Annotated in this window: 8 protein-coding genes; 6 read left to right on the plus strand and 2 right to left on the minus strand. The window is 55.1% G+C overall.

The genetic code is table 11. The features are described from left to right. Positions 1-320 precede the first annotated feature (320 nt). Positions 321-1,850: a M28 family peptidase gene (locus ADICEAN_RS08330; RefSeq protein ID WP_009195132.1), complete on the minus strand. Its 1,530-nt coding sequence runs from the start codon at positions 1,848-1,850 to the stop codon at positions 321-323. A 339-nt stretch (positions 1,851-2,189) separates the two neighbouring features. Between ADICEAN_RS08330 and ADICEAN_RS08335 the strand changes: the two genes are divergently transcribed. After that, positions 2,190-3,077 (plus strand): NmrA family NAD(P)-binding protein, encoded by an 888-nt coding sequence (locus ADICEAN_RS08335; RefSeq protein ID WP_009195133.1) that lies wholly within the window; start codon positions 2,190-2,192, stop codon positions 3,075-3,077. Here ADICEAN_RS08335 and ADICEAN_RS08340 read toward each other — a convergent pair. Beyond that, positions 3,046-3,681, minus strand: a complete 636-nt coding sequence (locus tag ADICEAN_RS08340; protein WP_009195134.1) for an NAD(P)-dependent oxidoreductase — start codon at positions 3,679-3,681, stop codon at positions 3,046-3,048. The two genes, ADICEAN_RS08335 and ADICEAN_RS08340, sit on opposite strands and share 32 nt — an antisense overlap. Positions 3,682-3,768: 87 nt before the next feature. Here ADICEAN_RS08340 and ADICEAN_RS08345 point away from each other — a divergent pair, with 87 nt between their 5' ends. The 5 genes from ADICEAN_RS08345 to ADICEAN_RS08365 all read left to right on the plus strand — a co-directional run bounded on the left by ADICEAN_RS08345 (position 3,769) and on the right by ADICEAN_RS08365 (position 10,197). Further along, positions 3,769-4,122 (plus strand): winged helix-turn-helix transcriptional regulator, encoded by a 354-nt coding sequence (locus ADICEAN_RS08345; protein ID WP_009195135.1) that lies wholly within the window; start codon positions 3,769-3,771, stop codon positions 4,120-4,122. 219 nt (positions 4,123-4,341) lie between these two features. Next, a complete protein-coding gene (gene arsM, locus ADICEAN_RS08350; protein WP_201766024.1) occupies positions 4,342-5,151 on the plus strand; it encodes an arsenite methyltransferase in 810 nt (269 codons plus the stop codon). A 391-nt stretch (positions 5,152-5,542) separates the two neighbouring features. Further along, positions 5,543-7,342 (plus strand): FAD-dependent oxidoreductase, encoded by a 1,800-nt coding sequence (locus ADICEAN_RS08355; protein WP_009195137.1) that lies wholly within the window; start codon positions 5,543-5,545, stop codon positions 7,340-7,342. Continuing rightward, positions 7,317-9,170 carry a 2-oxoacid:acceptor oxidoreductase subunit alpha gene (locus ADICEAN_RS08360; RefSeq protein ID WP_009195138.1) on the plus strand — a complete coding sequence of 618 codons (1,854 nt, stop codon included), beginning with the start codon at positions 7,317-7,319 and terminating at the stop codon, positions 9,168-9,170. The genes ADICEAN_RS08355 and ADICEAN_RS08360 overlap by 26 nt, the downstream gene beginning before the upstream one ends. Continuing rightward, positions 9,145-10,197 carry a 2-oxoacid:ferredoxin oxidoreductase subunit beta gene (locus ADICEAN_RS08365; RefSeq protein ID WP_009195139.1) on the plus strand — a complete coding sequence of 351 codons (1,053 nt, stop codon included), beginning with the start codon at positions 9,145-9,147 and terminating at the stop codon, positions 10,195-10,197. The genes ADICEAN_RS08360 and ADICEAN_RS08365 overlap by 26 nt, the downstream gene beginning before the upstream one ends. The last annotated feature ends 105 nt before the right edge of the window (positions 10,198-10,302 follow it).

Here is a 10,302-nt window from a genome sequence, read left to right on the forward strand (position 1 = left end):
GACAACCACCCCAGGCCCTCAGGTAGTATAGAGCCGCAGATGAGTTCCTGCGGAATAAAAAGAAATCTTACACCCGGACCAGATATGAGATGAGAAAAAAGGGGTGTGGGTCATAGGGTATTGGGGTGATTGCATGGCCCTGCAGGCCAAGCTCTATCTATGTTGCCCCGTTGGGGCTTAGATCACCACCCTGGCCTAGCCCCAACGGGGCGGCATATACGAGCATGGCCTGCAGGGCCATGCACCCATTAATACCCTTAAAAAAGAAGCGCCCGATCATACACGGGCGCTTCATTAAGGAGCTATTCCAATCAGCCCAATCAGGGGTTGCTCTTGGCGGGCTCTTTGTCTACAAGCGGGCGGTTATCCCGATTGGCCAGCTCCCAGGCGGTGTAAAACACCAGTTGGGCGCGCTTCTGCAGGGCCTCAAAGTGTATTTTGTCGATGGTGTCGGTAGGCTTGTGGTAATCGTCATGTACCCCATTAAAGTAGAAGATCACCGGGATGCCGTTCTTGGCGAAGTTCCAGTGGTCGGAGCGGTAGTAAATGCGGTCGGGGTGATTCTCATCATTATAGGTATAGTCCAGCTCAAACTGGGTGTAGGTGGCATTTGTGCGCTCGCTGAGCTCGTGCAGTTCGCTGGAGAGGCGGTTGGCCCCTACCAGGTACACATAGTTAGGATTGCCCTCATGCTTGGGATCAACCCGGCCAATCATATCAATGTTGAGGTTGGCTACAGTAGACGTTAGCGGGAAAATGGGGTTGCTGGCATAGTATTCAGAGCCCAGCAGGCCTTTTTCTTCGGCCGTTACCAGCATGAAGAGAATGCTGCGGCGTGGCCCCTTGCCATCTTGCTTGGCTTTCACAAAGGCTTCGGCCAGCTCCATCACCGCAGAGGTGCCGGAGCCGTCATCGTCGGCCCCATTGTTGATGTGCTCGCCCTGGCGGCCGATGTGGTCGTAATGGGCAGTGATCACCAGCACTTCGTCCTTTTTGTCGGAGCCCTCCAGAAAGCCCAGAACGTTTTCAGATTCGATGGTAGTGATCTGCTGCTCAATCTGGAAGCTGAAGGGGCGGGCCTTTATGCCAGCCAGTTTCTTACGGTTCTTTTCCTGAGCGGCTTCCTGCAGCTTGGCCGGGCTACTGCCCATGATAGCCGCTGCAGCCTCGGGTGAAATAAAGAAGGTGCCGGCGGCACTATTATCTTTGCTCAGATCAGGTTTTTGCAGGCGCAGTCCGCCCCCGCGGGTATAGGGCTTGAACTGCTCTACCAGCTTCTGATGATCGGCAGCCGTGGCAGAGGCCATGATAAACACCGCAGCAGCTCCCTGCTTGCGGGCCTGGGCTGTCAGGGTGCGGTAACGGCGCCAGTCGTCGGCCTGGATGAGCACGGCCTTGTCCTTTACATTCAGCTTGGCATAATCAGCTTCCTCGCCTTTGCCGGCAAATACCAGCTCGGAGGTTTTCTCCCCTACGGTATGGCCGCTGCCCAGATAGAGGATCTCCTGATGGTTGGTGTAGGTCTTGCCACCTGCCTTCACCCAGATCTGGCCGGGGCGGTTGGAGTAAAAGGGCACCTTTTGCAGATAGGGATCGGCGCTGTTCTTCACCGGACCCTGCAGGCCCAGCTTGGCAAAGTGGTGGGAGATAAAAGCGGCCGCCATTTTCTGGCCCCGCTCGCCGGTTTCGCGGCCTTCCAGCGCATCAGAGGCCAGGATGGAGAGATGATCATAGAGATCATCCCGGGTAATGGTTTCAGCATATGTGGTGGCATCTTCAGGGCTTTGCGCCCAGCCCGAGAGGGCCAAAAAGGAGAAGGCCAGACATAAAAAGGTTTTTTCATGATACAAGTATGTGGGGTAACTAGGTCGTAACAGTCAAAAATACTGAAAAATGCCAGTTATCCGAATTTGTTTAGGCGAATGTGCGCCCAGCACCAAAAAAAGCCGGCACAGGGGCAGCTGGAGAAAAGCAGCCAGCAGCAGAGGGCTATCCATGAGAGTAACCAAGCGCATTTCTTTTTTGAATATGGTTAAAAGTCATAGTGTTTCTCTATTCCCTGGACTACTTTACACCATCTGCACAAACCCAAGGGGCTGTGTGGCATAAAGAGCTGCAAGCCGGCCAAAAGCATGAGCAGGCTTACGCTACACAAAGCCTTTTTAAGTAGCAATTCACCTCCAGCAAGTATGAGTACACTACTGATTACAGGGGCTACAGGCAATGTTGGGATGGAAGTGCTGAAAGCGCTTTCTCAGCACAAGCACCCCCACAGTGTTATTGCAGGCGCCCGAAAGCCTCAGGAATCTACACAGCTGGCACCCCTTTGTCATCATATCCGACCCTTTGACTTTACTGACTCAGGTACGTACGGGACAGCCTTGCAGGGGGTGGATGTCCTGTTTCTGCTTCGCCCACCGCATATTTCAGAGGTAAAAACGTATTTTGCCCCCCTTGTGCAAGAAGCCAAAAAAGCGGGGGTAAAGCACATTGTTTTTTTATCCGTACAGGGGGCCGCTACAAGTAGCTTTATCCCCCATCATAAAATTGAAAAGCTGATTGAGACAAGCAGGATCCCGTATACCTTTCTCAGACCTGCTTACTTTATGCAGAATTTCACCACCACGCTGCTGGATGATATTAGGCTACGCAGACAACTCTATGTGCCGGCAGGAAATGCCCCCTTTTCGCTTATTGATGTGATAGATATAGGAAAGGTAGCCGCCCGGGTGCTGGCAAATCCGGAACTCTACCGGAATAATGCCTATGATCTGACCAACAACGAGCTACTGACCTTTGAGCAAATGGCCGATAAACTCAGTAAAGTTACCAGCACGCCCATCCGCTACCGCTCGCCTAACCTGCTTGCTTTCTTTGTGGCCAAACGACGACAAAAGCTGCCGGTTATGCTTATTCTGGTGATGATCATGCTGCACTACCTGCCCCGATTTAAGTCCGCCCCGCCCCGTTCTGCCTGGGTTGAGAAGATTACGGGAGAGCCCCCGCGTACCTTTAACGACTTTTTACAGGATAACATGGCGTGCTTCAGTAGCTTACAAACGGCATCTGAAAATTGAACTGCTGCTCTTCTACCTGCCTCAGAAGAAAATGCGCTAAATCTGCCCGGCTTATGGTGGTGCTGGCATGTACGCCTACCCAGCCAACCCGATAGTTCCCTTTTGCTGGGCCATTGGTAAGTCTGGGTGCGCGTACAATAACCCAGGTAACGGAACTGCTTTTTAGCACATCGGCGTGGGCAATGGCATCATTCAGTATTTTAGGCACTGCAAGTTTCATAATGGTCCTGATCAGATGATCTGCCAGCTTTGGCCTGTCTTTATCAGGATAGGGAAGCCCGCCTCCGGATAAGGAAATGATGCGCTCTACCTGCTGGCGGTTCATGGCCGATACGATATTTCTGGTTCCATTGGTTTGTAGCCAGGCAGGGGAGCCTTTTACATGGCCAAATAGGCTCACCACCACATCCGTGCCTTTAATGGTTTCTTCTACATCCTTTGCAGTTAACACATCCCCCTGGATGATCTCAAGCCTGTCAGATGCCTGAGGAAGTTTGCGGGCATCCCGTACCAGGGCTTTTACAGAGTACCCCTTTGCCAGGGCCGCTTCCAGGAACTTCTGACCTGTTTGACCGGTAGCGCCAAATAGTGCGATTTTTTTCATTTCTAAAGCTTGTTTTTACATTTCAGCCCTAAACTATTTACTTTGGCTGTACTAAACTCTTGCTGCTATACTAACCTTTTTGTGTGTATGGATAAGGAGGCAATACTCATAACGGCCCGCTGCCCCATTAGAACTACCCTGGAACTGCTGGGGGGGAAATGGAAATTATTGATCTTGTTTCAGCTGCATCATGCGCCCTTTCGCCTTTCGGCGCTCCGGAAAAATATTCCCGATATCAGTGAAAAGATGCTGATACAGGAATTAAAAAGCCTGCAGGAAAGTGGCCTGGTACTGCGGCAGAATTTCGGAGAAGTACCGCCACGTGTGGAATACCAACTCACTGCCATAGGCCGGCAAACCATGCCGCTTATTGAGCAGATGCGGGCATTTGCCCTGGCTTACGAAGAAGAACTCCGCAGAAATACAGCCTCGGGCCAGTAGAAAGCTTCTGGATGGCCAAAAGCTTACTCAGGTACAGAAGGATGGTGGCAGAAGTGCCTATAGCCAGTTTCAGCGCCTACGCCCGCCTGCTCCTTTTTGCTTCTTAGTGATTGGCGGGTTGAATGGCAGGCATTTTTAGGCATGCTTATTTTTTTCCTTCTAGGCTGCGTCTTTTCAGGTGGCAGGGCGTCATTAGGGTGAATCAACCCTAGTATGATGATGACTTCGATAAAAAAAACCATTCAGGAAGCCTACACCGGTGTAGTGCTTCATCAGCAATCCTGCTGTTCCACCACGGCTCCATCTATCGCCAGTAGCTGCTGCGGAACTGCTGCAGAGGGCACAGACTTTAGCGAGGCGTACCTGGACCAGCCCGGCTACCTGCCGGAGGCCGACTATGGCCTGGGCTGCGGTATTCCGGTAGCCTTTGCCGGTATTGAACCGGGACAAACCGTGCTGGACCTGGGTGCTGGCGCCGGAAACGATGTGTTTGTGGCCCGCTCGCTGGTGGGCGAAAAAGGGAAGATTATCGGGCTAGACATGACCCCTGCCATGGTGAACAAGGCCAATGCCAACAAGCAGAAACTGGGCTATGCCAATGTGGAGTTTATCCTGGGCGAGATTGAGCACTTACCCCTTGCAGACGAAACAGTTGATACCGTTATCAGCAATTGCGTGCTGAACCTGGTGCCCGACAAAGCGGCTGCCTTTGGCGAGATCTGGCGGGTGCTGAACAGGGGTGGACACTTTTGCATCTCCGATGTGGTGCTATCTGGGCCGCTGCCTGCCAAACTGAAGGGGGTAGCCGAGCTTTATGCGGCCTGCATATCGGGCGCTATTGAAAAGGAGGCCTATGTGCAGACCATCCGGCAGGCTGGCTTTCAGGAGCTTGTGATCCATACGGAAAAGCAGTTGCCCCTGAGCGATGACCTCCTGCTGCAACATCTTACCGAAGAGGAACTGGAGGAGTACCGTGCCTCCGGCCATCAGCTGCTGAGCATTACGGTAAGCGGTTACAAAGCTGTCTGATTGCAGGCGACGCTTTTGCCAGAACAGGCTTTAACAGGGGCTAAGCGAAAAGTTGGTCCCGCTGGCACCAGGCTGTGAACTATGCCCTGCAGAGAGGAGGCAGGCAAAGGGGGATCATTTCACCCCCTTTGCCTGCTTCTTTTTATGTATATGCCTGGACAACAGAATGGACAACAGCGTTCGCTCAGTGCCATATGCAGTAGAAAAACTCCCTACTACCCCCAAGACAGTGCTAAAGCTGATGGACAGGAGTGCATGGGTCTGGGTATCAGAAGGTTTTGGAATAGAAAAAGTGCTAAATGCTAGGAAATTCGCCTAAAAATGCAAAATTTATAGGAGAGCTCAGCTTTCGCATCTTTTTATCCTGTTCCATTTTTTGCCCCTTGTGCATATGGAGCCTACCAACACCCAAGATCCCGAGTACTACCACAAAGTGGTAGACTGCCAGTACGCCTGCCCGGCCCACACACCGGTGCCGGAATATATACGCCTGATTGCTGCCGAAAAATATACCGAGGCCTATATGGTCAACTGGGAATCGAATGTGTTTCCCGGCATCCTAGGGCGCACCTGCGACCGCCCCTGTGAGCCTGCCTGCCGTCGGGTGCGCGTAGAGGAGGAGCCTGTGGCCATTTGCCGCCTCAAGCGCGTAGCCGCCGATAATAAAGGGGCCGTGCAGCAACTGATGCCTCAGGGCCCCTTTTCGCCCAACGGCAAAAAAATAGCCCTGATCGGCGCCGGGCCGGCTTCCCTTACCGTAGCCCGGGACCTGGCCCCGCTGGGCTATGAGCTGCACCTCTTCGATGAGCAGATCCTGGGCGGCGGCATGATGCGCAGCCAGATCCCCGCCTTTCGTTTGCCCGAGCAGGTACTCAGGGAAGAGGTTAACTACATTCTGAACCTGGGCATCCATACCCAGTTCCTCACCTATGTGCGTAGCCTGAAGGAGGTGCTGGACGGGGGCTACGATGCCGTATTTGTAGGTACCGGCGCTCCTCGGGGCCGGGACCTGCCCAAGCTGCCCGGCCGGCAGGAGGGAGCCGCCCATATCCACATCGGCATAGACTGGCTGGCCTCAGTGGCCTTTGAGCACATCAGTACCATTGGCAAGCGGGTGATTGTGCTGGGGGGAGGCAATACAGCCATGGACTGCTGCCGTACCGCCCGCCGGCTGGGGGGCGAGCAGGTAAAGGTGGTGGTGCGCAGCCCCTTTGCCGACATGAAGGCCTCGCCCTGGGAAAAAGAAGATGCGCTGCATGAAGATATCCAGATCTATGACAACCATGTACCGCTGAGCTTCGAGCTAAAGGGGGGTAAGCTGGTAGGGATGAAGTTTGAAAAGGTAAAAGCGGTCTATGACGAGCGGGGAAAACGGCAGCTGCTGCCCACCGGCGAGCCGGACGTATTTCTGGAAGCCGATGAGGTGCTCATTGCCATTGGGCAGGAAAACAGCTTTCCCTGGATTGAGCGCAGCCTGGGCCTGGCCTTTGATCAATGGGATATGCCGGTGGTTGACCCCCTTACCTTCCAGTCTACCCACCCCCGCGTATTCTTTGGAGGGGATGCCGCCTTCGGCCCCAAAAACATCATTACCGCCGTAGCCCACGGGCACCAGGCCGCCATTTCCATCGACCTCTTCTGCCAGGGCAAATCCGTACGGGAGCGCCCTGCTCCCTATACCAACCTGCTCAGCCAAAAAATGGGCATCCACGAATGGAGCTATGATAGTGCCGTGGCGGCCGATCTGCGCTATGTGGTGCCACAGGCCGAAAAAGTAGTGACCCTCAAAAATATTAAGCAGGAGGTAGAGCTGGGGTTTGCGCCCTCCACGGCCTATAAGGAAGCCCAGCGCTGCCTGAATTGTGATGTGCAGACCGTGTTCACTGAAAGCCGCTGCATTGAGTGCGATGCCTGTATGGACGTTTGTCCCACTTCCTGCATTACGTTCATCACCAATGCGCCGGAGGAAGAACTGCGTCAGAAACTACTGGTGCCGGCAGAAAATAAGGAGCAGGAGCTGCTGGTGTCGGCCCCCCTGCAAACCGGGCGGGTCATGGTGAAAGATGAGGATGTGTGCCTGCACTGCGGCCTTTGTGCCGAGCGCTGCCCCACATCTGCCTGGGACATGCAAAAGTTTTTCTACTCTGTCACCAAAGCCGGAAATCATGACTTCAGCCGCTGCCGCCCCTAAGGTAAACGATTTTGTGGTACGCTTTGCCAATGTGAACGGGACAGGCTCGGCCAGTGCCAATTTTCTCTTTGCCAAGGCCATCTTCCGTATGGGCATTCCGGTTACGCCTAAAAACATCTTCCCCTCTAACATCCAGGGCCTGCCCACCTGGTATGAGGTGCGGGTAAGCGAAAAGGGCTACCTGGGCCGGCGGGAGGGCATCGACCTGCTGGTCTGCGTAAACCCCCAGAGCATGGCCCAGGATGTGCAAAGCCTGAGCCCGGGGGGATATTTTCTGTACGACAGCACCAAACGTCTTTCGGAGGCCTATTTGCGGGAGGATATCCACTACCTGGGCATCCCCCTGATGGAAATGTGCAACAAAGAATTTACGGACCCCCGCCAGCGCCAGCTGTTCAAAAACATCATCTACGTAGGAGCCCTGGCCGCCCTGCTCCAGATAGAATTCGGGGTACTGGAACAGCTACTGGCCGAGCAGTTTACCGGCAAGGAACGCCTCATTGGTCCCAATATCCGCTCCCTAAAACTGGGCATGCAGTATGTGCAGCAGCATTTTGAGTACCCTCTGCCCCTTCGGCTGGAGCGAAGGGACCTGATCGGCAACCGTATACTCATTAATGGCAACACGGCTTGTGGCCTGGGGGCTGTCTGGGGTGGGGCTACCGTCATGGCCTGGTACCCCATAACCCCCTCGACCTCTGTAGCCGAAGCCTTTGAGGAATGGGCTAACCAGTATCGCACCGACCCGAAAACAGGCGAGAAGGCCTACGCCCTGGTGCAGGCCGAAGATGAGCTGGCGGCCATGGGCATGGTTATCGGCGCCAACTGGAATGGCGCCCGTGCCTTTACCGCCACCAGCGGGCCGGGCCTGTCGCTGATGCAGGAATTCCTGGGCCTGGCCTACTTTGCCGAAGTGCCGGCCGTGCTGATTGATGTGCAGCGGGCAGGCCCCAGCACAGGCATGCCTACCCGCACCCAGCAGTCGGACCTGCTGCTGGCCGCCCTGGCTTCGCATGGCGATACCCGGCATGTGCTGCTCCTTCCGGCCACCCCGGCGGAGTGCTTTGAACTGACCGCCCTGAGTTTTGATCTGGCCGAGCAGCTGCAAACCCCTGTAATGGTGATGACCGACCTGGACCTGGGTATGAACGATCACCTGAGCGAACCCCTGGCCTGGGAGGAGGGGCGGGCCTACCAGCGGGGCAAAGTGCTTTCGGCCGATCAGCTGGAGGGGATGGGCCGCTTTGGCCGCTACCGGGATGTAGATGGCGATGGCATCCCTTACCGTACCTACCCGGGCACCCATCCCACCAAAGGGGCCTTCTTTACCCGGGGCACCAGCCGCGATGAGTGGGCGGCCTATACCGAAGATGGCGCCGCCTACCAGCGCAACATGGACCGCTTGCTGGTAAAGTGGGCTACGGCCAAAAAACTGGTACCCCCTGCGGAGCGCTACCAGCAGAAGCAGGGCAGCGAGCTGGGCATGCTATTTTTCGGTACCTCGGCCTATGCCGCTCAGGAGGCCCGGGATTTGCTGCAGCAGGAAGGGCTGGTGCTGGATGCCATCCGGCTGAAGGCTTTTCCCTTTGGCGAAGAAGTAGCGGACTTTGTCCGCACGCACCGCACCATTTTTGTGATAGAACAGAACCGAGACGCCCAAATGCGTAGCCTGCTGCAGCTGGAGCTTTTGCCGACCCCCGATAAGCTGGTGCCGGTCCTGAATTACGATGGCATGCCCATTACAGCCCAGTGCATCGCCGGCCAGATCAGCCGTTACCTTTCCCACACCCAATCTCACTACCATGACCTACCTGCGTCCCTTGTTTAGGCACCCCAGGCTGCCCCGCAATACCATCGGTTACACCAAAAAAGAATACGAAGGGGCCCTGTCCACCCTATGTGCCGGCTGCGGGCACGACAGCATCAGCGCGGCCATTGTGCAGGCCTGCTTTGAGCTTTCCATCGAGCCGCACAAAGTGGCCAAGCTGTCGGGCATTGGCTGTTCCTCCAAAACGCCTACCTATTTTCTGGGCAATTCGCATGGCTTCAATTCGGTGCACGGGCGCATGCCGTCGGTGGCTACTGGCGCCAGCCTGGCCAACCGGGACTTGGTGTATTTTGGCGTATCGGGCGATGGCGACACGGCCTCCATCGGCATGGGGCAGTTTGTGCATGTGATCCGGCGCAACCTGAACATGGTGTATATAGTCATGAACAATGGCTGCTACGGCCTTACCAAGGGGCAGGATTCTGCCACCGCCGATGCCGGTTCGGTAGGAAAGGCCGGAACGCCTAACCCCTTTGAAGCCATTGACCTGGCCAGCCTGGCCATAGAGCTGGGCGCCAGTTTTGTGGCACAGAGCTTCAGCGGCGATAAACAGCAGCTGATCCCCCTTATAAAAGCCGCTATTCGCCACCCGGGCATGGCCTTTATCAATGTGGTATCACCCTGCGTTACGTTCAACAACAACAAGGGATCCACAAAATCTTACGATTACGTGCGGGAACATCTGGAAGCCACCGGCACGGTTGATTTTGTACCGGAGAAAGGAGAGATCCGCGTGGCGTATGAAAAAGGGACTGATGCGCTTATTTCCATGCATGATGGCAGTAGCCTATTGCTCCATAAGCTGGCGCAGGAGTGGGATCCCAACAACCGTATTTCAGCCGCTGGGGCTCTGCAGCAGGCAAGGGTCAGGGGAGAGATTTTGACAGGACTGCTGTACCTAAACCCCCTTAGTCAGGACCTGCATGCTACCCTGCACACCAGCGCCACCCCCCTGAACCGGCTCAGCGAAAAGGAGCTTTGTCCTGGCAGTGCAGTACTGGAAGAGGTGAATGCCGGCTTCCGCTAGAGCCAATTGAAGGGTATCAGGTTGGGGAGGGGATAGGTAATGGTTCTATTCACAGAAACATGAGTCATCCCGAATTTTCTAAATGGTTTAAACATGCTCATATTA

The organism is Cesiribacter andamanensis AMV16, assembly GCF_000348925.1.
GTDB classification, from domain to species: domain Bacteria; phylum Bacteroidota; class Bacteroidia; order Cytophagales; family Cyclobacteriaceae; genus Cesiribacter; species Cesiribacter andamanensis.

Excerpts from the sequence above, each read along its gene's own strand:
- ADICEAN_RS08345 (WP_009195135.1), top strand. The coding sequence starts at position 3,769 with ATGGATAAGGAGGCAATACTCATAACGGCCCGCTGCCCCATTAGAACT.
- ADICEAN_RS08335 (WP_009195133.1), top strand. The coding sequence starts at position 2,190 with ATGAGTACACTACTGATTACAGGGGCTACAGGCAATGTTGGGATGGAA.
- ADICEAN_RS08360 (WP_009195138.1), top strand. The coding sequence starts at position 7,317 with ATGACTTCAGCCGCTGCCGCCCCTAAGGTAAACGATTTTGTGGTACGC.
- ADICEAN_RS08340 (WP_009195134.1), bottom strand. The coding sequence starts at position 3,681 with ATGAAAAAAATCGCACTATTTGGCGCTACCGGTCAAACAGGTCAGAAG.
- ADICEAN_RS08365 (WP_009195139.1), top strand. The coding sequence starts at position 9,145 with ATGACCTACCTGCGTCCCTTGTTTAGGCACCCCAGGCTGCCCCGCAAT.
- ADICEAN_RS08355 (WP_009195137.1), top strand. The coding sequence starts at position 5,543 with ATGGAGCCTACCAACACCCAAGATCCCGAGTACTACCACAAAGTGGTA.
- arsM (WP_201766024.1), top strand. The coding sequence starts at position 4,342 with ATGACTTCGATAAAAAAAACCATTCAGGAAGCCTACACCGGTGTAGTG.